The sequence below is a fragment of the Variovorax sp. Soil_C_39 genome, assembly GCF_057656815.1.
In genome coordinates this window covers 76221-99881 of the sequence record NZ_JBDGJQ010000001.1, presented here as the reverse complement: position 1 = coordinate 99881, position 23661 = coordinate 76221, and the positions used below count along the sequence as shown (strand labels likewise).

The following is a 23661-nucleotide window of genomic DNA, read 5'->3' as shown; positions in this document are numbered from 1 at the left end:
CGCGATGCCGCCCGGTGTCTCGGCGTCGTTCAGTCGACCGACACGGGCCGTGCCACGGCCGCCGCCTGCTGCAGCACATCGTCGGGCATGCCAATGCCCGACGTCTCGTCGAGCGTGACCCAGCCGTCGTCGATCCGCGAGAGCCGTGGACTCAGCGCGCTGCGCAGCGGGTTGTCGTTCGAATCGATCTCGAGCAGGCCGTCGCCGCCCGCCGCGGCGAGCAGGTGCGCCGAGGCCAGCAGGCCGAGTCCGCCGCCGAGGTAGTGCGGGCAGTAGCGCAGCCCGGCGGCACGCGCTTTGGCGATCACTGGCCAGCAGCCAGAGATGCCGCCCCATTTGGCCGCATCGGGCTGCAGCACCGAGAACACCTGCGCGGCGATGGCGCTGTCGAATCCATCCAGGCCGGCGACATTCTCGCCGCCGGCCAGGGGCACCGGCGAGCCCGCCTTCAGCTGCTGCCACTCGGGCCAGGGGCGGTCGGCGCGCAGCGGTTCCTCGAGCCAGTCGAGGCGAAAGGGTGCGAGGCGCGGCGCCATGGCCAGCGCCTCGTCGAGCGACCAGGCCTGGTTGGCATCGACCATCATCGATGCCGCATCGCCGAGCGTCTGGCGCAGGGCCTCGAGGTTGCCCACGTCGCGCTCGGCGCCGAAGCCGACCTTGAGCTTGAAGGCGTTGTGGCCCGCGGCGCGCATGCGCTCGGCGGTCTCGAGCGCGCCCTCGGGGTTGATGCCGCTCGCATAGACGGGAATGCGCGGCTGGCCGCCGAGATAGCGCCAGAGCGGCTGGGCGGCGCGGCGCGCCGCCAGGTCCCAGAGCGCGAGGTCGATGCCCGCGATGGCCTGCGCCATCGGGCCGGGCTCGCCCGACTGGATCGCGAGCACCGCGGTCTGGCGCGTGAGCGCTTCCCATGCCTGCTGCGGGCCTTCGTCGAAGCTTTGGCCTTCTAGCAGCGGTGCCATCACGGAGTGCACCAGGCGCGCGCGGTGCTCGGCGCCGCAGCCCGGAAAGTTGCACCACACCTCGCCCCAGCCGCTCGCGCCGTCCTCGTCGGTCACCTCGACGAAGACGGCGGGGCGGTCGGTCATGGTGCCGAAGGAGGTGCGCACCGGCACCTGCACTGGATAGCGGAACACATGCGCGCGCACGCGGGCAATGGCGAGCGGCGAAACGGGCAGGGCGGGCGTGGGAATGGATGCGTTGTCTTGGTTCATGGCAACAGGTTCATTTCGAGGTGGATGGCGTCGCCGCGGTAGGTGACTTCGCCGAGGTAGACCACGCAGTCGTCCGCGTCGCGGAACACGCGACGTACCTCGGCCACCGGCGAATTGACCGGCACGCCGAGCAGGCGCGCGACCTCCATGTCGGCGGCGCCGATGGTCAGCACCTGGTGCGCCTTGGCGATGCGCAGGCTCTTCAGGCCCACGAGGATCGGGATCACGGGTTCGTCGCGAAAGCGCTTCGGCGTGCGGCGGAACACGGGCTCCGCCAGGTGGATGTTGATGACGCAGTACGGTGCGCCCTCGCGCGAGTGCACGCGGCGCATGAACACGTAGCGATCGGCCGGCCGGCCTTCGCCGGGGCGCAGCGCGGGCGCGACGGTCGATTCGTCGATGTTGACGAGCTGCGGCACGGTGTCGCGGTACATGCGTGCGAGCGCCTCGAGCGAGGTCTCGACGCTGAGCCAGCGCTCGCTGGCCTGGCCAGTGACGAAGGTGCCGCGGCCCTGCTGCGGCGACAGCAGGCCGTCCCGCGCGAGCAGCTCGACCGCCTGGCGCACGGTGACCCGCGCCACGCCGAACTCCTGGCCGAGTTCGTCGAGCGACGGCAAGCGGTGGCCCTGCGGCCAGAGGCCGCGCGAAATGCGCTGGCGCATCAGGTCGGCCAGCTGCAGGTAGCGGGGAATGGGGCTGTCGCCGAAGAGGGGTAAATCCGCACTTGCCATCGAGAGTGTTCTAAAGGTATGGTCTATAGAACCTTTAAACCAATATAGCAGAGCGAAGGGCCAGCGGCCACTTCTTTCATGCTGAGCCGATGGCAGGAGACAACAAGCCCATGCGACAAGGAACGGCCGCGCGCCGAACTGCATTGATCCTCGTCCCGTGGCTGCTGCTGCTGGCCATCTGGTATGGCCTGCGCTACAGCGGCCTCGTCAATCCGGCGCTGGTGCCGGCGCCGCACGAGGTGGCCGAGCGCTTCGTCTCGCTGATGGGCGACCGGCTGCCCATGGACATCTTCATGTCGACGCAGCGCGTGTTCATCGGCGTGACGCTGGGCACAGCAGCGGCGGTTCCGGTGGGCTTCTGCCTCGGGTGGTATCGCGGCGTGCGCAGCTTCATCGACCCGGTGATCAACTTCTTTCGTGCGCTGCCGCCGATTGCGCTGATCCCGCTCGTCATCGTCTACTTCGGCATCGGCGAGGTCGCGAAGACCGTGATCCTGTTCTATGCCTCGTTCTTCGCGGGCGTGATCGTGATGTACGAAGGCATCGCGCAGATCAGCCCGATCTACGTGCGCGTGGCGCGCACGCTGGGCGCGAACGACTTCGAGATCTTCGGCCGCGTGATCGTGCCGCTCACGGTGCCGCACATCCTGACGGCGGTGCGCGTATCGCTCGGCGTGGCGTGGGCCACGCTCGTGGCCTCGGAACTGATCGCGGCGCAGCAGGGGCTCGGTGCGCTGATCCAGAACGCATCGTCCTTCTTCCAGCTCGACATCATCTACGTCGGCATCATCTCCATCGGTTTCATCGCGCTCGCGATGGATCTGCTGCTGCGCGCCGCCACACGGCGCCTGGTGGCCTGGCAGGACAGACTGGCATGAACACGCTCGCGAACGGCACCCCGCGCATCCGCTTCGACAACGTGGCGGTCGAATTTCCCACCGCGCAAGGCCCTATGCGGGTGCTCGACGGCGTGAGCCTCGACATCCACCAGGGCGAGTTCGTCTCGATCATCGGGCCCTCGGGCTGCGGCAAGACGACGCTGATGAACATGCTCGCGGGCTTCGTGCAGCCCACCGAGGGCCGCGTGCTGCTCGACGGCGAGCCGGTGACGGCGCCGGGGCCCGACCGCGGCGTGATCTTCCAGGAGTACGGCGTCTTTCCGTGGCTCACGGTGCGGCAGAACATCGCGTTCGGCCTCGGCCTGAGGTCCAACCGCGTGCCCAGGTCGGAGCATGCCGGCATCGTCGAGCGCTACATGCAGCTCATGGGGCTGGGCGACTTTGCCAACCACCATCCCAAGCACCTGTCCGGTGGCATGCGCCAGCGCCTGGCCCTGGCGCGCGCCTATGCGGTAAAGCCCGAGTTCCTGCTCATGGACGAGCCCTTCGGCGCGCTCGACGCGCAGACCCGCAGTGCCATGCAGGACCTGCTGCTCGAGGTGCTGCAGGCCGAGGGCAAGACCGTGATGCTGATCACGCACTCGGTGGACGAGGCAATCTATCTCTCGTCGCGCATCGTCGTGGTGACCGCGCGGCCGGCGCGCATCCGCACCGTGATCGACGTGCCCTTCGGCTATCCGCGCGGCGAGGCGGTGCACGAGGACCCGCGCTTCGCGCAACTGCGCGCGCAGATCCGCGAACTGGTGATGCAGGAGTACGCGGCCCAATCGAAGCAGCAGGTCCGCCTGGCCGATTGATTTTCATTTTGGTAGAGCTTGAAAGGAAGAACGACATGTCCCTCCAACGCAGAACAATCCTCGCAGGCGGCGCCGCCGTCGCGGCCTCCAGCCTCGCGCTGCCGGCCTGGGCGCAATCGCGCATCAAGGTCAACGTGGGCTACCTGCACACGCCCGCCGTCGACGGCCAGATCTGGCTCGGCCAGGAGATGGGCACGTTCGCCAAGCAGGGGCTCGACCTGCAGCTGCGCCAGTTCACCACCGGCCTGGAGATCTTCCAGGCGATGGTGGGCGGCAGCCTCGACGTGCTGGCCACCGGCGCGGTGCTGTCGAACTTTCCCGCCCGCGGCCAGGGCAAGGTGTTCCTGATCAACAACATCGAGTACGCGACTGCGCAGCTCTGGGTGCGCGAGGACGCGGGCGTGAAGACGCTGGCCGACCTGAAGGGAAAGCAGATCTCCACCACCACCGGCACCACCGCGCACGTGTTCCTCGACCGCGCGCTGCGCTCGGCGCAGCTCGACCCGGCCAAGGACGTGCGCATCGTCAACCAGCGCATGTCCGAGGCCGTGACCTCGTTCATCTCGGGTGCGGTGCCGGCGGTGGCGCTGTGGTCGCCGTTCGACACCACGGTGCGCGAGAAGGCGCCCGGCGCAAAGAAGCTGATCGATGCCTCGGCCTTCTTCCCGCAGGCGGCCATCGTCGGCGGCTGGGCCGCGCGCAACGACTACTACGAGAAGAACAAGCCGGTGCTGCAGAAGCTCATCGCCGGCTGGCTGCCCGCCAACGAGCGCATGGTCAACGACCCCGACGGCGCGGCCGCCGCGCTGCAGAAGTCGCAGTACAAGGAAGTGCCGCTCGCGCAGTTCAAGGAGCAGTTCAAGGCCAGCAAATACTACTCGTCGGCCGAGTGGCGCGCCAAGTACGCCGACGGCACGGTCGCCAACTGGCTGCAGCAGGTGACGGATTTCTTCGTCTCGAACGCCAACATCCAGAATGCGCTGAGCGCAAAGCAGTACTTCGATCCGGCGCTGTTCGCCGCGCTGGTCAAGGCGTGAGGGCGCGGCGCGGATGAGCGGATCGACCCAGGGCTTCGACCACATCGTCGTGGGTGCCGGTTCCGCCGGCTGCGTGCTTGCCAACCGGCTCAGCGCCGATGCGCGCCGGCGCGTGCTGCTGCTCGAGGCGGGCACCGACAGCCGGCACTTCTGGCTGAGGTTGCCGGTGGGCTACTTCCGCTCGATCTACGACACGCGCTTCTCGTGGCAGTTCGAGACCGAGCCGCAGCACGAGACCGGCAACCGCCGCATCGTCTGGCCGCGCGGCAAGGTGGTGGGTGGATCGAGCGCAATCAACGGGCTGATCTACATCCGCGGCCAGCGCGCCGACTTCGATGACTGGGCCGCGGCCGGAGCCACCGGCTGGAGCTACCGCGAGCTGCTGCCGTTCTTCAAGAAATCCGAGCGCTACGACGGCGGCGAGACGACGTACCACGGCGGCGCGGGCGAGCTGCGCGTGTCGAACCTGCGCAACGACCATCCCTACTGCGCCGCTTGGCTTGCGGCTGGCGCGCAGGCCGGCTTTGCACAGAGCGACGACTTCAACGGCGAACGCGACGAGGGCCTGGGCACCTACCAGCTCACTCTCGGCGGGCGCTGGCGCTGCGATGCGGCCACGGCCTTTCTCGCGCCGGTGCGGCAGCGGCCCAACCTGCAGCTGCGCAGCGGCGTGCGCGTGACGCGCCTGCTCGTCGAGCAGGGCCGCGCCGTCGGCGTGGAGTGGCTCGACGCGCACGGCCAATTGCAGAGTGCGCGCGCCGACGCCGAGGTGATCCTTGCGGCCGGTGCGCTGCAGACGCCGCAGCTGCTGCAGCTCTCGGGCATCGGCCCGGCCGATGCGCTGCGCGCCCACGGTATCGCGGTCGAGGCCGATGCGCCCGAGGTCGGCGCCAACCTGCAAGACCACTACCAGGCGCGCGTCATCGTCAAGCTGCGCGAGCGCATGTCACTCAACGACCAGGTGCGAAGCCCCTTCGGCCTGGCAAAGATGGGCGCGCAGTGGCTGTTCTCGCAGAGCGGCCCGCTGACCGTGGGCGCGGGGCAGGTGGGCGGCATGGTGCGCACGCCGGTCGCCAAGGACGCGCGCGCCGACGTGCTGTTCAACGTGATGCCGCTGTCGGTCGACAAGCCCGGCGATCCGCTGCACGGCTTCTCGGGCTTCTCGGCTTCGGCCGCGCAGTGCCGGCCCGAGTCGCGCGGCCGCGTCGCGCTGCAGAGCGCCGATCCACTCGCGCCGCCGCGCATCACGACCAACTACCTGGTCGAGCCGCACGACGTGAAGGTGCTCGTCGAGGGCCTGAAGATGCTGCGCGACATTTATGCGCAGCCCGCGTTCCGCGATCTCGTGACCGGCGAGGAATACCTGCCCGGCAACGGCGTGCAGGACGATGCGCAGCTGGCGCGCTTCGCGCGCGAGAAGGGAGGCACGGTGTTCCATCCCGTCGGCACCTGCCGCATGGGCGGCGACGCACGCTCGGTGGTCGATGCGCAACTGCGCGTGCGCGGCATCGAGCGCCTGCGCGTGATCGATGCCTCGGTGATGCCGACGATGACCTCGGCCAACACCAACGCGGCAGCGATCGTGATCGGCGAGAAGGGCGCCGACCTCGTGCTCGCGCAGCCTTGAATTCCTAAGTTCGCACGCCGCGTTGCAACTCGCAACGCTTCGTGTGCTGCACGCATCAACCGCGCACGAACTGCTGCGCGTTCGTTGACCTGTCACCTCGAAATCCTAGTCTTGCGGCTGCCTTGCCGAGGCGGCAGGGATTTCTTCGGTTCGGACAACGGAGTCGTCATCCATGAGCAAGTTCACTTCCTGGCGCGCGTGCATCGCGCTTTCGTTCATCGCCAGCCTTGGCGCCTGTGGCGGTGGCGATGGTGGCGGCGGCGCGGCGGGCTTCGCCGCCCCCCTGTCGAGCAAGACCGAGGCCCCGGCCGTGGCCGATGCGCAAGCCCAGCAGGAACAGGCGCAGCCCAACGTCAGCTTCGCGCCCTGAGCCCCATCAAACGACAAGCACAACACCCCATGACCTCACGCCGCAATTTCCTTCAGAGCGCCGCGGGAACCGGCATTGCCGCCGCCACGCTGGCCACTTTTCCGCCGAGCATCCGCCGCGCGCTCGCGATTCCCGCACACCGCGAGACCGGCACCATCAAGGACGTCAAGCACGTCGTGCTGCTGATGCAGGAGAACCGTTCGTTCGACAGCTACTTCGGCACCTTCAAGGGCGTGCGCGGTTTCGGCGACCGCTTTGCCGTGCCCACGCCGAACGGCAAGAACGTCTTCCACCAGACCTATACCAAGACCTCGCCGCCCACCACCTACGTGCCCTACCACCTCGACGAAAGCAAGGGCAACGCGCAGCGCGCCGGCAGCACGCCGCACAGCTGGGCCGACTCGCAGGCTGCGTGGGACCACGGCCGCATGTACAAGTGGCCCGATGCGAAGAACCCGCTGTCGATGGGCTACTACGAAGCGGCCGAGGTCGCATTCCAGCGCTCGCTCGCCGATGCCTTCACGCTCTGCGACCACTACCACTGCGGCATGCACACCGGCACCATCGCCAACCGCCTGTTCTACTGGAGCGGCACCAACGGCCCGAACGGCATCAGCCCGGTCGACGGCGGCAAGGTCCGCATCGCAGCGCTGAACAACCAGTTCAACGGCGGCAACGACATCGGTGCCTCGACCGAAGGCTGGACCTGGACCACCTACGCCGACCGCCTCGAGCAGGCCGGCGTGAAGTGGAAGGTCTACCAGAGCCTGGTCGACAACTTCGGCTGCAACGAGATGATGGGTTTTCGCCACTGGCGCGCGGCCATCGAGCAGATGCCGCCCGCGCGCCGGCCGGTGTACGTGCCCGCAACCGACATCACGCAGCCGGTGACCGCGGCCGGCCCGTTCTACGACCCCGTGGTCGACGACACCCTGAGCCCGCTCGCCAAGGGTTTCCACAACACCATGCCGCACGGCTTCCTAGAGACCTTCCGCGAGGACATCCAGAACGGCCGGCTGCCCGCGGTGTCGTGGATCATCGCGCCCTCGGTCTACAGCGAGCATCCCGGCCCGTCGAGCCCGGCCAAGGGCGGCTGGTATGTGCAAGAAGTGCTGGACGCGCTGACCGCCAACCCCGAGGTCTGGAGCAAGACGGTGCTGCTCGTGAACTACGACGAGAACGACGGTTTCTTCGACCATGTGCCCACGCCGTCGGCACCCTCGCGCAACCCCGACGGGACGCTGGCCGGCGGCACCACCATGGCGGCCGACGACGTGGCGGTGGAGTACCACGACTGGACGCCGGCAACGCCCAAGCAGCCCGCGCAGGACGGCCGCCCCTACGGCCCCGGTCCGCGCGTGCCGCTGTGGGTGGTGTCGCCGTGGAGCCGCGGCGGCTGGGTCAACTCGCAGGTCTGCGACCACACCTCCACGCTGATGTTCCTCGAGAAGGTCACGGGCGTGGCCGAGCCGCAGATCAGCCCGTTCCGCCGCGCGGTCTGCGGCGACCTCACGAGCGCGTTCAACTTCGACCGTCCCAACGACGAGCCGCTGCCGACCCTGTCCGGGCGCAGCACCAAGGCCGAGGTCGATGCGCGCACCGCCGCGCAGCAGGCCATGCCGAAGATCGAACCGCCCCTGGATGCCGCGCTTCCGCAGCAGGCCACCGGCGTGCGGCCCTCGCGCGCCCTGCCGTACGAACTGCACACCAGCGCGCGCAGCGACGCGACCAACGGCCGCATCCAGCTGCTCTTCGCCAACAGCGGGCGCGCCGCGGCGGTGTTCCATGTCTATGACAAGCTGCACCTCGCCGACCAGCTGCCGCGCCGCTACATGGTGGAGCCCGGCAAGCGGCTCGACGGCCATTGGAACGCGATGACCGACAACGCCGGGCGCTACGACCTTTGGGTGCTGGGCCCGAACGGCTACCACCGGCAGTTCAAGGGCGACCTCAACGCACTGCGCGCGGGCGGCGCGGCATCGCCCGAGATCCGCGTGGGCTACGACGCACGCCGCGGCGACCTGTACCTGCAGCTGCGCAACGACGGGCGCCGCGACTGCGTCTTCACCGTGCAGTCGAACAAGGCCTATGCGCGGCCACGGGTGCTCGGCGGCGGACGCTGGGTGCACGGCGACCGCGACCGTGACGGCGGGCCGGGCAAGGGCCACGGCCACGGGCATGGCCATGGTGGCGGTCGGCCGGACGACGACTGGACGGTGCGTGTGGAAGGTGGCGGCGAGACCCTGCTGAGCTGGAGCCTCGAGGCATCGGGCCAGTGGTACGACCTGGCCGTGCGCTGCGATGCCGACCAGGCGTTCTACCGCCGCCTTGCGGGCCGGATCGAGACCGGCCGCCATGCAGTGAGCGATCCGGCGATGGGCATGGCCGACCGCTTCTGAGCGAGCGGTGCGGCCTTGGCCGGGGTTGTTTATTCCACTTCGGCGATCAGCTCGATCTCGACGCAGGCGCCCATCGGCACCTGCGCCACGCCGAACGCGCTGCGCGCATGCGCGCCCTTCTCGGGACCGAAGACCTCAGCGAAGAATTCGCTCGCGCCGTTGGTCACGAGGTGCTGCTCGGTGAAGGTGCCGACCGAGTTGACGAGGCTCATCAGCTTGACGATGCGCTTGACCTTGTTCAGGTCGCCGACGGCCGCATGCAGCGTGCCGAGCAGGTCGATGGCAATGGCACGCGCGGCCTTCCTGCCTTCGTCGGTGTTGACATCGGCGCCGAGCTGGCCAACCCAGGGCTTGCCGTCCTTGCGTGCGATGTGGCCCGAGAGAAACACGAGGTTGCCGGTGCGCACGAAAGGCACGTAGGCCGCGGCGGGCGTGGCCACCGGGGGCAGGGTGATGCCGAGGCTGGAAAGCTTGTCGTAAACGCTCATGATGGGTCCTTGTCCTGGGGTTGCGAAAACTGAGTCTGTGATTGTGACGGCGCTGCCTGCGCGGCCGCGTCGCCCTGCAGTTCGTCGAGCGGGCGCACCGTCACGCCCACGTCGAGCGTGTGGCGCGCGCCGCCGTGCAGCACGCCGCGCATCGGCGACACGTCGGCATAGTCGCGGCCGATGGCGAGTGCCACGTAGTCCTCGCCGGGCTGGCGGCCGTTGGTGGGATCGAATTCGGCCCAGCCGCCGGCGTCTTCGCTGTTGCCGTCGCCCCTGCTGCCGCCCGGCAGGTAGAGCGCGACCCACGCGTGCGACGCATCGGCGCCCACGAGCCGCGGCTGGCCGGGCGGCGGCTGGGTCAGCAGGTAGCCGCTCACGTAGCGCGCGGGCAGCCCCAATGCGCGCAGGCACGCGATCATGATGTGGGCGAAATCCTGGCACACGCCCCTGCGCTGCGCGAGCGCCTCGACCGCGGGCGTGTTGATCTCGGTGCTGTCGGCGTCGTACTCGAAGTCGCGGTACATGCGCTCGGTCAGGTCCATCGCGGCCTCGAAGGCGGGGCGCTCGGGCGTGAAGCTGGCGCGCGCATAGGCCGCGAAATCGTCGTGGCGCGGCACGTAGGGCGAGGGAAAGACGAACTCCGAGGCCGCATCGAACACCGCGCCCTTGCGGTAGCGGAAGCGCTCGCGCACGGCCTCCCAGGGCAGCGCGCGCGCCACGCCGGGCGCGAGTTGCGGCACCGAGGTCTCGACCACGCTCTCGGCCGTGACCACGAGGCTCTCGTGCGTGGCATCGAGCGCGAAGAAGGCGCGCGTGTTGCCGTAGACGTCGGGCACCTCGTTGCGGTGCGCGGGTGCCGGGTCGATCGTGAGCCGGTGGCTCACGAGGCGCTGCGACGCGGTGTCGAGCGGCTTCAGGTGGGCCAGGTGCTGCGCGGTTTCGACCGGGGGCGAATAGGCGTAGCGGGTTTCGTGCGTGACGTGGAGAAGCATGGGTGTCGCGGCCTCGACGTCAGGCGCCCACCGAGCGCAGCGACTCCGAGGTGAGCGTGAAATAGCGGATGCCGATCGCGTCGGACACATGATAGGCCGCGCTCTCGCAGCCGGCGAGCAGCTCCATCAGCGCAGCATGGCTCGCGTCGGCGCCGGGGGCGCACAGCGCCTCGAGCGACCACGTAGCGGGGTCGGGCAGCTCGTGCGACAGCGCGGTGAGCTTGCCTGGCGCGCTGCCCGCGAGCCGCGCGATGCGCCCGCGCAGCGTCTGCGTCACCCAGGCGAGCGAGCGCGGGTTCTCGGTATCGAGCACGAGCAGGTCGACCAACGTGGCGACGTCGCGCCGCTGCTGGTAGCGCGCATGAAAGGTGATGGTGCTGTCGAACAGCGCCACCATCGCCTCGAAGCCACTCGCCTCGTGCACCGCGCCGCCCTCGAAGCCGGCTGCGAGCGCGCTCGAGAGAAAGCCCAGGCGCTCGATGTGGCGGCCGATGGACAAGAGCCGCCAGGCGTCGTCGCGCGTCATGCGGTCGGTCTGCGCACCCGTCATCGCGGCCAGCGCGGTGCTGGCCGATTCAAGCGTGCGCAGTGCGACGGGGGTCGCGAAGCTACCTTCGCCAGCCTGCTCGGCCGCGCGGCGCAGGAACTCGGCCTCGGTGCGCACGATCTGGTTCCAGTTGTCCTGCGAGAGCCGTTCGCGCACGGCCGCCGCCGACTGGCGGATGCAGCGCAGGCTGTACCCCACGCTGCCGCCGCGCGCCACGTCGCCGAGTTCGGCCACCAGCGCGCGCTCGAACACGCGGCGCGACTGCGGCGCGCTCGGCACGCCCGCCGGCACCAGCGAATTGCGCAGCGCCATGCGATGCAGCCATTCGAGCAGCGGGCGCGACGACTGGTCCTCGCCGCCCAGCAGGTCGAGCACGAGCCGCGCGAGCCGTACCGCGTTCTCGGCGCGCTCGGTGTAGCGGCCGAGCCAGAACATGTTCTCGGCCGCGCGGCTGGTGACGGGTGCGCGGTGCCGCGCGAGCGAGGCGGTGGTGGCATGCGGCTGCAGCAGCGTGGTGCGGTCGACCTCGTCATGGGTCTGGACCCACACGTCGGCACTGCTGCCGCCGCGCTGCATCGAGGCGATCTGCGCGTCGCGTCCCGCGAGTCGCGCGAGCCCGCCGGGCAGCACGCGCCACGACTGTGCGCCGTCGCTGACCGCGAACACGCGCAGCAGCACCGCGCGCGGCGCGATGTGGCCCGGCCCCATGTCGCCTGCCCAGGTGGGCATCTGCGACAGCGGCATGTAGCTCTGCACCGTGTGGGCGTCGCCGTCGCGCAGGATGCGCCCGGCCCATTCGTCGAGCTGGCGCCGCCGGAGCTGGCTGCCGAGCACCGCATCGAAGCTGGTCTGCCCGTCGATGCCGGGATAGGTCGGCTTGATGGCAGAGGCGCCGAGCTGCGGCAGCACCGCGTCGAGCGCGGCACGCTCGCCGCACCACCAGGTCGGCAGCGCGGGCAGGCTGAGTTTTTCGCCGATCAGGCGCCGCGCAAGCCCGGGCAGAAAGCCCAGCAGCGCCGGCGATTCGAGGAATGCCGAGCCCGGCATGTTGGCCACCAGCACGTTGCCGGCGCGGATCGCCTGCAACAGGCCCGGCACGCCCAGCGTGGAGTCGGGGCGCAGCTCGAGCGGATCGAGGAACTGGTCGTCGAGCCGCTTGATGAGGCCGTGCACCGGCCGCAGACCCTGCAGCGTCTTGAGGTAGAGCCGCTGGTCGCGCACCGTGAGGTCGTTGCCCTCGACCAGCGTCAGGCCCAGGTAGCGCGCCAGGTAGGCGTGCTCGAAGTAGGTCTCGTTGTAGGGGCCGGGCGTCAGCAGCGCGATATGCGGCGGCGCGCCGGCCGGGCACATGCGCTGCAGGCCGTCCATCATCGCGCTGTAGGTGGCGGCTAGGCGCTGCACGTGCAGGGCCTCGAAGGCCTGCGGAAACTGTCGCGTGATCGCGAGCCGGTTCTCGAGCAGGTAGCCCAGCCCCGACGGCGCCTGCGTGCGCTGCGACACCACCCACCAGTTGCCGTCGGGCCCGCGCGCGAGATCGAAGGCCGCGATGTGCAGCCAGGTGTCGCCCGGCGGCTTCACGCCGTGCATCGCGCGCAGGTAGCCCGGATGGCCGCGCACCAGCGCATCGGGCAGCAGGCCCTCGGCCAGCAGCTGCTGCGGGCCGTAGACGTCGGCCATCACGCGGTCGAGCACGCGCATGCGCTGCAGCACGCCGGCCTCGATCTGGCGCCAGCTCTCGGGCGAGACGATCAGCGGGAACAGGTCGAGCGACCAGGGCCGCTGCGGTCCGTCGGCGTCGGCATAGACGTTGTAGGTGACGCCGTTGTCCCGGATCTGCCGCGCCAGGCTCACCGCGCGCCGCGGCAGGTCGGCGAAGCCGCCCGGGCCGAGCTGCTCGAAGAAGGCGCTCCAGCCGGTCGTGAGCGGTGGCTTGTCGCCCGCGCCGGCGGCCCGGCCGCGCAGCTCGTCGAAGTGGCCGGGCAGGGCCGCGGGCGCGAGCGCCGACGCCAGCGCAGCTGGATGGTCCAGCGCGGCGGCGTCGAACAGGGATTCGTTCAGGGGTTCCACAGTGCGTGGATTGTCACACCGTCGTCATCAGGGCCTTGCGACCCCGCCTTCTTCAACGCCGCAGATCCAGCGTGAAAGGAAACTCCCGGCTCCCCGCGATCTCGATCGTGGCCGGCGGCGTCTGCAGTGGCCCCGGCGTGTGGCCCGTGCGCGTGAAGCGCGACAGGCGGCGGCTTTCGGCCTCGTAGGCGTTGACCGGGAAGGTCTCGTAGTTGCGCCCGCCCGGATGGGCGACGAAATACTGGCAGCCGCCGAGCGAGCGCTTCATCCAGGTGTCGACGATGTCGAAGGTCAGCGGCGCATGGGCGCCGATGGTCGGATGCAGCGCCGAGGGCGGGTTCCAGGCCTTGTAGCGCACGCCCGCAACGAACTCGCCGGCCGTGCCGGTGGGCTGCAGCGGCAGCACCTGGCCGTTGACGGTGACCGTGTGGCGGCTTTCGTTGAGCCCGGTGACGCGCACCTCGATGCGCTCGAGCGACGAATCGACATACCGCACCGTGCCGCCGGGCGCGCCTTCCTCGCCCATCACATGCCAGGGTTCGAGCGCGTTGCGCAGCGACAGCTCAACGCCCATCGCCTGCACCTGGCCCACCAGCGGAAAGCGGAACTCGAAGTGCGGCGCGAACCATTCGGCCTCGAAGGCGAAGCCGGCCTGCCGCATCTCGGCGATCACGTCGTCGAAGTCCATCTTCACGAATGTCGGCAGCAGGAAGCGGTCGTGCAGCTCGGTGCCCCAGCGCGTGACCGGCGCCCGATATGGCGCGTTCCAGAAGCGCGCGACCAGCGCGCGGATCAGCAGCTGCTGCACGATGCTCATGCGCGCATGCGGCGGCATCTCGAAGGCGCGCAGCTCGAGCAGCCCGAGCCGGCCGGTGCTCGAATCCGGCGAGTAGAGCTTGTCGATGCAGAACTCGCTGCGGTGCGTGTTGCCGCTGACGTCGATCAGGATGTTGCGCAGCGTGCGGTCGACCAGCCATGCCGGCATGCCCTCGCCATGCAGCTCGCGGCTCCTGGCGATCTGCGCGAGCGCGATCTCGAGTTCGTAGACCTGGTCGTTGCGGGCCTCGTCCACGCGCGGCGCCTGGCTGGTCGGGCCGATGAACATGCCCGAGAAAAGATAGCTCAGCGAGGGATGGTTGTGCCAGTAGAGCAACAGGCTTGCGAGCAGCTCGGGCCGGCGCAGGAAGGGGCTGTCGGCGGGCGTGGCCCCGCCCAGCACGAAATGGTTGCCGCCGCCGGTGCCGGTGTGGCGACCGTCGGTCATGAACTTCTCGGCCGACAGGCGCGTTTCGAAGGCCGCGTCGTACAGAAACTCGGTGTGCGCGACCAGTTCCTTCCAGTTGTGCGCGGGATGGATGTTGACCTCGATCACGCCAGGGTCGGGCGTGACCTGCAGCATCTTCAGGCGCGGATCGCGCGGCGGCGGATAGCCTTCCATCACGATGCGCACGCCGAGTTCGCGCGCGGTGGCTTCCACTGCCGCGACGAGGTCGAGGTAGTCCTCGAGCCGCGCGAGCGGCGGCATGAAGACGTACAGCACGCCAGAGGCGCTGCCCTGCTTCTCGGCGGCGGGGCCGTTGGCACGCCGCGGATCGCGCACCTCGACGCACAGCGCCGTGCGCGTGACCCAGTGCGCCGACTCGCCGCGGCGCGGCTGGCGGGTGGTCTGCTGCCGCGCGAAGTGGCTGGCCGCGTCGCCGGCGGCGGCCGGATCGCCGGGCGACTGCATGCGCAGCGCGGCGGGCACCGCGGGCGGCGCGCCGAAGGCGTACGGCACCGCATCGCGATCGGCGCCGGCGCCGGCGCCGTCAACGACGTCATAGCGCGCACGGTAGTCGGTGGCGCTCGGCAGCGCAGCGCGCGGTGCCGTCGGATCGCGCTCGACCAGGTAAGGGTAGTCGCCCTTGCTGGCCCAGGGCTGCGAATCGAGCGGCAGGCGGTAGCCCATCGGCGAATCGCCAGGAATCAGGTAGAGCCGGTCGTCGCGCAGGAACCACGGGCCGGTCTGCCAGCCCGGGCCTTCGAGCGCGGGCGCATCGCGGTCGGCATTGGCGGGCGCGAGCGGCAGCATGTAGCCGATGGCCGCATCGAGCTTCTGCGTGAACACGCGGCGCAGGCGCACGCGTTCGAGTTCGTCCTCGAGCTTCGAGTCGAAGGGATCGACGTTGACGGGCAGGCGGCGCTCGCGCCAGAGGTAGTAGTAGACGTCCTCGTAACCCGGCAGGACGTAGCGCTCGGTGATGCCGAGCTTGCGTGCGAGCAGCGTGGTGAAGCGCTGCGCATCGTCGCTCGTGTAGTGCGTGGGCACGCGCTCGTCGGCAAAGAGCGCGGGATCGTGCCAGAGCGTCTGGCCGTCGCCACGCCAGAAAATCGACAGCGCCCAGCGTGGCAGCTGCTCGCCGGGGTACCACTTGCCCTGGCCGAAATGCAGGAAGCCGCCGTGCCCGTATTCGGCCCGCAGCCGGTGCACGAGCTCGGTGGCGTAGCCGCGCTTGGTGGGGCCGAGCGCATCGGTGTTCCACTCAGGCGCATCGCGGTCGCTCGTGGCCACATAGGTCGGCTCGCCGCCCATCGTGAGGCGCACGTCGCCGGCCTGCAGTTGCGCGTCGACCGCCTCGCCGAGCGCGAGCACCTCGCTCCACTGGTCGTCGCTGTAGGGCTTGGTGACGCGCGGCGATTCGTAGATGCGCGTGACCTTCATCTCGTGGCCGAACTCGACCTCGGATTCATCCACGCCGCCCTCGATCGGCGCGGCGCTCGACGGCGTGGGCGTGCAGGCGAGCGGAATGTGGCCTTCACCGGCCAGGAGGCCGGAGGTGGCGTCCAGGCCGATCCACCCTGCGCCGGGCAGGAATACCTCGCACCAGGCATGCAGGTCGGTGAAGTCGACGGTGGTGCCGCTCGGGCCGTCGAGCGCCTTCACGTCGGGCGTGAGTTGGATCAGGTAGCCCGAAACGAAGCGCGCCGCGAGGCCGCAGTGGCGCAGCAGCTGAACCAGCAGCCAGCCCGAGTCGCGGCACGAGCCGCTGCCGCTGGCGAGCGTCTCTTCGGGCGTCTGCACGCCCGGCTCCATGCGGATCAGGTAGTTGACGTCCTGCTGGACCTGCTGGTTGATGCCGACCAGGAAGTCGATGGTGCGCTGCACCTTGCGGTCGACCTTGTCGAGGTAGGCCGCCAGCAGCGGCGTGGGGGTTTCGGTGACGAGGTAGGGCGCGAGCTCCTCGGCCTGCGACGGCGTGTACTTGAACGGGAAATTCTCGGCTTGCGGCTCGAGGAAGAAGTCGAAGGGGTTGTAGACCGCCATCTCGACCACCAGGTCGACCGTGACCTTGAACTCGCGCGTCTTCTCGGGAAACACGAGCCGCGCCTGGTAGTTGGCGAACGGGTCCTGCATCCAGTTGACGAAATGGTCCGCGGGCTCGACGCGCAGCGAATACGAGACCACGGTGCTGCGGCAATGCGGCGCCGGGCGCAGGCGCACCACCTGTGGTCCCAGTTGCACCGGCCGGTCGTACTTGTAGTGCGTGACGTGGTGGAGCGCGGCGTGGATGGACATGTTTCTCCCGTCAGGACGATATTGCGCGCCGACAGCTGCTGCCGGGCTTCGACGCATGATAGGGCCTGCGGACAGGCCTTCGCCCTGGCGGACGCAAGGAATGCGCCAGCCGCGTCCCGGTCAGCCGACCGGCTTGATCTTCGCGTCCTTGGCGAGCTGCCGCCACTTGCGGGCATCGCCTTCGACGCGGTCGCCGAAGGTCTTCGCATCGGCCTCGAAGGGGTCCAGCGTCAGCGCCTTGAGGCGCTCCTTCATCGCCGGCTGGGCCAGCGCGAAGCTGATCGAGCGGCTGATGCGCTCGGACACCGGCGCGGGCAGTCCGGCCGGGCCCATCAGGCCGAACCACTGCTCGTACACCACGCCCGGCAGGCCGCCTTCAGCGAAGGTCGGCACGTCGGGATAGTCGGGGTGGCGCTCGGGGGCGGTGGTCGCGAGCATGCGCACCTGGCCGTTCTTCACGAAGCTCGCGCCCGAGGCGATGGAGATCACCATCAAATCGATCTGGCCGGCCACGAGGTCGATCATGGCAGGCGCGGTGCCCTTGTACGGCACCACGGTCACCCTGGCCTTGCTCAGGTGGCGGATCATCTCGAACACGATGCTGCCGTTGCCGGGGATGCCGATGTTCAGCTTGCCGGGGTGCTTGTGCGCGTAGGCAACCATCTCGGCCACCGATTTGGCGGGAAAGTCGGGCCGGCACACCAGGAACAGCGGCGTTTTGGCGATGCCGCCGATGGCGGTGAAATCCTTCGTGGGGTCGAACGGGATGTTGCGCGTGAACACCGGGTTCACGGTGTGAAGCGCGTCCACGAGCAGCAGCGTGTAGCCGTCGGGTTCGGCCTTGGCGACGTAATGGCTGCCGATGGCGCCGGCCGCGCCCGTCTTGTTCTCGATCAGCACGGTCTGGTCGAGATCCTTCGCCATCCAGTCGCCGATGGTGCGGCCGACGACGTCGGAGCTGCCCCCCGCGGAGAACGGCACGATCAGCCGCACGGGCTTGCGCGACGGATATTCGTCGCCCGCGGCGCCGGCGAGCGGGTGCAGACCCAGTGCGGCAGCGGACAGCAGCAGGTTGCGGCGGTTGAGTGGAAATGGGTTCATGGTTTGCCTCCTTGGTAGTTGGTTAGTTGTTGGTGCGTTGGACGAGCTCGAACGCGTTGGCCAGGTCGGCCAGCAGGTCTTGCACGTCTTCGAGCCCGATGTGCAGGCGAATCACGAGGCCGCAGCCGGCCCAGTTCGATTCGCCGCGCGTGCGGGCCATGTCGTACAGGCCCACCATGCTTTCGTAGCCGCCCCACGAGGCGCCGATGCCGAACAGCGCCAGTGCATCCACCCAGCGCCGCGCGGTGGCGGCGTCCCAGGCGGGGTCGAGCTCGAACGACAGCAGCCCGTTGCTGCCGCGGCAGTCGCGCTGCCACAGCGCATGGCCAGGGTCCTCGGGCAGGGCGGGATGGAACACGCGCACCACTTCGCGGCGGCGCTGCAGCCAGCGCGCGACCTCGAAGGCCTGGCGCTCGTGGCGGGCGAGCCGCACGCCCATCGTGCGCACGCCGCGCAGCACGAGGTAGGCGTCGTCGGGGCTCACCGTCATGCCGAAGGTGTCGCAGGTGGCGTTCAGCGGCGCCCAGGCCGCCTCGGTGGCGCAGGCGGTGCCCATCACCACGTCGGAATGGCCGCCCAGGTACTTGGTCGCGGCCATCACCGAAACGTCGGCGCCCAGTGCCAGCGGGCGGTACTGCATGCCCGAGCCCCAGGTGTTGTCGGCCACCAGCAGCGCGCCGGCTTCGTGCGCCAGCGCGGCCATCGCGGGCAGGTCGCACATCTCGTAGAGCAGTGAACCGGGGCATTCGGCGTAGACCATGCGCGTGTTGGGCCGCAGGCGCTCCGCGAGGTCGCGGCCGTCGGCCGGAAAGAAGTCGCAGGCGATGCCGTGCGGCATGAGGTGGCTGCGCACCAGGTGTTGCGCGGGCTCGTAGACGCCCTCGCTCATCAGCAGGTGATCGCCCGGCTTCAGGTAGGCGAGCAGCACCATGCCGATCGCGGCGAGGCCGGTGGGGAGCAGGCGCGTGCGATGGCCGCCCTCGAGTTCGGTGACCAGGTCCTCGAGTGCGAAGTTGGTGGGATTGCCGCGCGCGCCGTAGATGAAATTGCGCTCGTGGTCGCGCCGCGCGCGCAGGTCGAGCTGCTGGGCGGTGCTGTCGAACAGCACGGTGCTCGCGCGCACCACCGGCGGGTTGACCGGCTGGCCACCCTCGAAGTGCGGATGCTTGCCGCCATGCACCAGCCGGGTGGCGCCCGGCGCGGAAGGGGATGTGTTCTTCATGCGGTCCTCGCCGGCCGCACGACGGCCCGGTTGCAGCCAAAGCCGATGCGCCGCGCGCCGGGCTGCTCGCACCAGCCGTGCAGTTCGACCGCGTCGCCGTCGGCCAGAAAGGCGCGCTCCTGGGGCGCTTCGCCCGCCACCGGCAGAAGCAGCGGCTCGCGCCCGCTGCGCGTCATTTCGAGCAGGCAGCCGGCCTCTTCGGGCGTGGGGCCGGAGATGGTGCCGGTGCCGATCAGGTCGCCCGGTGCGAGGTTGCAGCCGCCGCTCGTGTGGTGCGCCACCATCTGGGCCAGCGTCCAGTACTGGTGGACGAAACTGGTGCGCGATACCTGCACCGCGCGTGCGCCGACGCGGCGATGCGCCTCGGTCTCGATGCCCACGCTGAGCTGGATGTCGAGCGCACCGGCCGCGGCCACGCGCGGATGCGCGAGGTGCGGCAGCGGCTGCGGTTCGTCCGCTGCGCGCTGCCAGGGCCGGCGAAACGGCCGCAGCGCCTCCATCGTCACGATCCACGGTGACACCGTGGTGCAGAAGTTCTTGCCGAGAAAGGGACCGAGCGGTGCCATTTCCCAGAACTGGATGTCCCGCGCAGACCAGTCGTTAAGCAGGCACAGCCCGAAGAGTTGCTCCTCCGCGTCGCCCACGGCGATGGGTTCGCCGAGCGCGTTGCCCGGGCCGATGTAGGCGCCGAGCTCAAGTTCGTAGTCGAGGCGCGTGCTCGGCCCGAATTCGGGCGCCGTGGCACCGGGCGCCATGCGCTGCCCATGCGGCCGGCGCACGCCTTCGCCGAGCACGCCGACGCACACGCTCGAGGCGCGGCCGTGATAGGCCACCGGCAGCCAGCGGAAGTTCGGCGCGAGCGGATCGTTCGGGCGCACCAGCAGGCCCGCGTTGTAGGCGTGGTGCACCGAGGTGTAGAAGTCGGTGTAGTCGCCGATGCGCGCCGGCAGGCGGTAGTAGGCCTGCGCCTGCGGCAGCAGGCAGGCGCTGACCCCGATGCGTTCGGTTTCGCTGGCGTCGGTCGAGAGCAGCGCGAACACCGCGCGGCGCAGCGCACGCCATGCGGGCGCGCCGAGCGCCATGAAGTCGTTCAGCACCGGGGCGCAGCAGGCCGCGGCCGCGTCCTGCGCACCGCCTTCGAGCAGGCCGCTCGCATGCAGCGCCACCAGGTCGACGATCTGGTCGCCGACCGCGATGCCGCCGCGCGCGGGGGCGCCGGCATCGGGCGCGAAGCAGGCGAACGGCAGGTTCTGAATGGGGAAGTCGCAACGCGGCGCATTGGCCGATCCGATCCACGACGTCGCGTCGGGATCATGGGTCGTATCGAGGGTCATGAGGCGAGATGGCCGCCGTCGCCAGGCAGGCGGAACATGGCACGTTCCTCGTCGTCGAGCTGCGCGACCAGCCCGATTTCCCAGGCCAGGTAGCGGCGCGCGGCTTCCTTGTTGCCGTCGTGGCGGTCATGCACGAAGAACACGAAGTCGATGTGCTCGTCCTGCGAGGCCGCGATCGGCGTGGTGTCGACGGGCAGGCCCGCCGCGGCCCAGGCTTCGAAGCCGCCGCGCAGCAGCGAAACGCGCTGGGCGGTGGGCTCGAGTTCGGAGGCGGCGAGCGCGGCGATCGACGGATGCTCGGCCACGAGCACGATCGGGCGGTCGTCGGATGCGTCTGCGAGTGCCCGCATGCGCGGCCGTATCGACCAGGCGGCACCGGGGATGCGCGACTGGCGAAAGAGTGCGCTGGAACGCAGGTCGACCACGCGCACGGTGCCGTTGCGCAGTGCCTCGGCCACTTCCGATGGTTCGACCTCGGGCGGCGCGGGCGGCAGGACAGCCGCCCGCGCGGTCTCGAGCGCCAGTCCGCTGCGCAGCCCGCCGTCGAGCACATGCGCATCGTGGCCCAGCTGGCGCAGCCAGCTCGCGACGGTGGGTGCGCGCACGCCGTCGTCGTCGAACAGCACCAGCCGCGCATTGCGCACGCCGATGTACTCGTCGGTCGACTGGATCAGCTGCCCGCCGGGCGTGTGCTGCGCCCCCGGCAGGCTGCCGGCCGCGAATTCCTCGGGCGAACGCACGTCGCACAGGTAGAGCGTGCGCGCCCCGTCGCGGGCCCATTCGAGCACCGTGGCCGTCGTCACCGCCCGCGCGCCATGCGCCGCGGCCAGTTGCGCCGCGGCCTCGCGCAGCGCGGTGCTGCCCGAGCCGGGCGGATAGCCGTTGTCGCGCCCGTGGTCGAGCGCGAGGTCGTTCAGCGCCCAGCCCTGGGTGCCGTTCTCGAGCGCCAGCACGGGGTTCGGCAGGCCGAGGTTGATCAGCGTCTGCGCGCCGATGATGCTGCGCGTGCGCCCGGCGCAGTTGATGACCACCGTGGTGCGCGGATTGGGCACCAGGCTGGTCACGCGGTAGGGCAGTTCGCCGTTCGGGCAGCAGGTTCCTCCCGGGATGCTCATCTTGCGGAACTCGGTCATCGGGCGGCCGTCGAGGATCGTCAGCGGCTCGCCCGCAGCGACGCGGCGCGCCAGCTCGGTGGCGCTGATGTGCGGCGTGCCGTAGGCCAGCTCCGCGAGCTCTCCGAATGTCTTGGAGGGCACGTTCACGCCGGCGAACAGGCCGTAGCCCGCCGCGGCCCATGCCGCGGTGCCGCCTTCGAGCAGGTAGACGTCGCGGTAGCCGAGCGCCTCGAGGCGGCGCGCCGCATGCACCGCGGCGCCCTTGCCGTCCGCGTCGCAGACGACCGTGCGGACCGCGCGCCGCGGCGCGAGGCGCGGCGCATCGAGTTCGAGGCGGCTGTAGGGCAGCGGTATTGCGAACAGCGGATGCGATTCGGCGAAGGGGCCGCGCTCGCGCACGTCGAACAGCGCCAGTTCCTGGCCGTCGTGCAGCCAGCGCTTGAGGGTCTGCGCGCCGATCGACGGTGGCGGCGTCTTCTGGAGCACGGCTGCGGTCATGCGTTCACCGTGGTCTTCACGCCCATCGTCATGCGCGCGCAGGTGCCGCGCTCCATGTCGTAGGCCAGCCGTTCGGACAGCGATTCGAGCGGGCGCCCGTACATGTGCAGGTGGCGGATTTCCTGGCCGGGCGGGATCTCGACCGAATGGATGTCGTCGGGCATCAGTGCGATGCCGTTGCCTGGCGCGACGATGACTTCGCCCGCCGGGCGCAGCGTCGCCGGGCCGGCCTCGCGGCCGCCGTCGGTGCGCTCGTAGAGGCGGTTGACCTCCGAGCCCTCGACCGCGGCGATGCAGGCCCAGGTGGTGTGGTTGTGCGGCAGGATGCGCTTGCCCGGGCGCATGACGTTCAGGTAGAGCGAATGGCCCAGCGTCTTGTCCTCGCCCACCAGGTAGCGCGCCTGCAGCTCGCCGTCGGCAGGCGCCGGGAAACGCTCGGCCGACCACAGCGAAACCTGCGCGGCCAGCGCCATCAGGTCCTGCTTGACCCGCTCCTGCGCGTCACGCGTGAGCCCGAGTTCCAGGCGGCCCTGAACCTTGGCCAGGGTGTGCGCCACCGCGCGGGAAGTGTGGTCGTAAATGCTCATCGCCAATCCTTTTCAATTGTCAGCAAAGCTGATGTGTTGCTGGCAAGTGGAGGCGGCGACGTTCGCGGTCGTCTGCCATCCTTGCCCTGCCAGCAATGGCGATATTGCCCGGTGTAGGTCGAAAGAATCAATCGAGTCGAGGTGCAAGAATCATTAGAATCCGTGAACTATGAGAGCTTTGGACCTGGATCAGTTGAGGACCCTCGTGGCCATCGAGGAATGCGGCTCCTTCGCAGCGGCTGCGGCGAGGCTCGACCTCACCCAGTCGGCGGTGACGCAGCAGATGCAGCGGCTGGAGCTGCGCATCGGCTTTCCGCTGTTCGAGAAGGCGGGCCGCAACAAGCGCATGAGCAGCCATGCGCTGCGGCTCCTGGTGTATGCGCGGCAATTGCTCGCGGTGCACGACGAGGCGCTGCGCGGGCTCGCGGATTCGGGCGAGCAGGGGCGCGTGCGCATCGGCGCGCCGCACGACATGGCCGACCTGCTGCTGCCGCGCGTGCTGGCGCAGATCGCGCAGACCATGCCGCGCATGCAGATCGATATCGAGATCTCCCGCAGTCCGTACCTGATGGAGTCTCTGGCGCAGGGGCGGCTCGACATCATCATTGCCAACCGGGCCGAGCCCGAGGCCGAAGGGGTGCTGCTGCGGATGCATCCGACCGTGTGGCTTTGCGCCGCGGGCTACAAGCACGATGCCTCCAAGCCGGTGCCGCTGATCGTGATCGACGGGCCCAGCCTGTTCCATCGCATGGCGGCAGAAGCGCTGCAGGGCGTGGGCCTGACCTGGACCGCGAGCTACACCACCTCGAACGTGCTGGGCGTGAAGGCCGCGCTGCGCGCCGGCCTCGGCGTGGCGGCGCGCGGCATCGAGTTCGTGGATTCGTACACCCGCGTGCTCGGTGCGCGCGAGGGGCTGCCGCCGCTGCCCGACGTGCCCTATTTCCTGTACATGCGCAAGAACGCCGTGAGCCCGGTGACGCGGCGCGTGTTCGAGATGATCGGCGGCAATCTCGGGCTCGTCGAGCCGGGGCGCAGGCGGCCGAAGTAGCACCGCGTTCGCGCATACTCCCGCGCAGAACGACA

The 23661-nt window shown here is 69.8% G+C and carries 18 protein-coding genes; 7 read left to right on the top strand and 11 right to left on the bottom strand.

Annotated elements, in window-relative coordinates:
* Positions 1-29: 29 nt before the first annotated feature.
* Positions 30-1211 carry a mandelate racemase/muconate lactonizing enzyme family protein gene (locus AC3A6J_RS00460; protein WP_487857927.1) on the bottom strand — a complete coding sequence of 394 codons (1182 nt, stop codon included), beginning with the start codon at positions 1209-1211 and terminating at the stop codon, positions 30-32.
* The gene (locus AC3A6J_RS00455; protein ID WP_487857926.1) at positions 1208-1942 is read right to left on the bottom strand and encodes a GntR family transcriptional regulator; all 735 of its coding nucleotides are present in this window, start codon (positions 1940-1942) and stop codon (positions 1208-1210) included. Before AC3A6J_RS00455 ends, AC3A6J_RS00460 begins: the two co-directional genes overlap by 4 nt.
* A gap of 110 nt (positions 1943-2052) precedes the next feature.
* On the opposite strand from AC3A6J_RS00455, the gene AC3A6J_RS00450 reads away from it, so the two are divergent.
* The 6 genes from AC3A6J_RS00450 (at position 2053) to AC3A6J_RS00425 (ending at position 9071) form a co-directional block, all read left to right on the top strand.
* Positions 2053-2820, top strand: coding sequence for an ABC transporter permease (locus AC3A6J_RS00450; protein WP_487857925.1), 768 nt, complete (start codon positions 2053-2055; stop codon positions 2818-2820).
* On the top strand, positions 2817-3638 hold the full coding sequence (locus AC3A6J_RS00445) for an ABC transporter ATP-binding protein (protein WP_487857924.1): 822 nt from the start codon (positions 2817-2819) through the stop codon (positions 3636-3638). The genes AC3A6J_RS00450 and AC3A6J_RS00445 overlap by 4 nt, the downstream gene beginning before the upstream one ends.
* Before the next feature lie 35 nt (positions 3639-3673).
* Positions 3674-4675: an ABC transporter substrate-binding protein gene (locus AC3A6J_RS00440; protein WP_487857923.1), complete on the top strand. Its 1002-nt coding sequence runs from the start codon at positions 3674-3676 to the stop codon at positions 4673-4675.
* 13 nt (positions 4676-4688) lie between these two features.
* On the top strand, positions 4689-6302 hold the full coding sequence (locus AC3A6J_RS00435) for a GMC family oxidoreductase (protein ID WP_487857922.1): 1614 nt from the start codon (positions 4689-4691) through the stop codon (positions 6300-6302).
* Positions 6303-6474: 172 nt separating this feature from the next.
* A complete protein-coding gene (locus AC3A6J_RS00430) occupies positions 6475-6672 on the top strand; it encodes a hypothetical protein (RefSeq protein WP_487857921.1) in 198 nt (65 codons plus the stop codon).
* Positions 6673-6701: 29 nt separating this feature from the next.
* On the top strand, positions 6702-9071 hold the full coding sequence (locus AC3A6J_RS00425) for a phosphocholine-specific phospholipase C (RefSeq protein WP_487857920.1): 2370 nt from the start codon (positions 6702-6704) through the stop codon (positions 9069-9071).
* 29 nt (positions 9072-9100) lie between these two features.
* Here AC3A6J_RS00425 and AC3A6J_RS00420 read toward each other — a convergent pair whose 3' ends face one another.
* The 9 genes from AC3A6J_RS00420 to AC3A6J_RS00380 form a co-directional block, all read right to left on the bottom strand.
* Entirely contained in the window at positions 9101-9559 is a 459-nt protein-coding gene (locus tag AC3A6J_RS00420) for a RidA family protein (protein ID WP_487857919.1), read from the bottom strand.
* The gene (locus AC3A6J_RS00415; protein WP_487857918.1) at positions 9556-10551 is read right to left on the bottom strand and encodes a transglutaminase family protein; all 996 of its coding nucleotides are present in this window, start codon (positions 10549-10551) and stop codon (positions 9556-9558) included. The genes AC3A6J_RS00420 and AC3A6J_RS00415 overlap by 4 nt, the downstream gene beginning before the upstream one ends.
* A gap of 19 nt (positions 10552-10570) precedes the next feature.
* Positions 10571-13165, bottom strand: coding sequence for a circularly permuted type 2 ATP-grasp protein (locus tag AC3A6J_RS00410; RefSeq protein ID WP_487857917.1), 2595 nt, complete (start codon positions 13163-13165; stop codon positions 10571-10573).
* Positions 13166-13217: 52 nt separating this feature from the next.
* The gene (locus tag AC3A6J_RS00405) at positions 13218-16721 is read right to left on the bottom strand and encodes a transglutaminase family protein (RefSeq protein ID WP_487857916.1); all 3504 of its coding nucleotides are present in this window, start codon (positions 16719-16721) and stop codon (positions 13218-13220) included.
* 120 nt (positions 16722-16841) lie between these two features.
* The gene (locus AC3A6J_RS00400) at positions 16842-17822 is read right to left on the bottom strand and encodes a Bug family tripartite tricarboxylate transporter substrate binding protein (RefSeq protein WP_487857915.1); all 981 of its coding nucleotides are present in this window, start codon (positions 17820-17822) and stop codon (positions 16842-16844) included.
* 22 nt (positions 17823-17844) lie between these two features.
* Positions 17845-19044 (bottom strand): cystathionine beta-lyase, encoded by a 1200-nt coding sequence (gene metC, locus AC3A6J_RS00395; RefSeq protein WP_487857914.1) that lies wholly within the window; start codon positions 19042-19044, stop codon positions 17845-17847.
* Positions 19041-20378, bottom strand: coding sequence for a fumarylacetoacetase (gene fahA, locus AC3A6J_RS00390; protein WP_487857913.1), 1338 nt, complete (start codon positions 20376-20378; stop codon positions 19041-19043). Before fahA ends, metC begins: the two co-directional genes overlap by 4 nt.
* Entirely contained in the window at positions 20375-21991 is a 1617-nt protein-coding gene (locus tag AC3A6J_RS00385) for a rhodanese-like domain-containing protein (protein ID WP_487857912.1), read from the bottom strand. The genes fahA and AC3A6J_RS00385 overlap by 4 nt, the downstream gene beginning before the upstream one ends.
* A complete protein-coding gene (locus tag AC3A6J_RS00380; RefSeq protein WP_487857911.1) occupies positions 21988-22578 on the bottom strand; it encodes a cysteine dioxygenase family protein in 591 nt (196 codons plus the stop codon). The genes AC3A6J_RS00385 and AC3A6J_RS00380 overlap by 4 nt, the downstream gene beginning before the upstream one ends.
* 169 nt (positions 22579-22747) lie before the next feature.
* Here AC3A6J_RS00380 and AC3A6J_RS00375 point away from each other — a divergent pair, with 169 nt between their 5' ends.
* Entirely contained in the window at positions 22748-23626 is an 879-nt protein-coding gene (locus tag AC3A6J_RS00375) for a LysR substrate-binding domain-containing protein (protein WP_487857910.1), read from the top strand.
* Positions 23627-23661 lie beyond the last annotated feature (35 nt).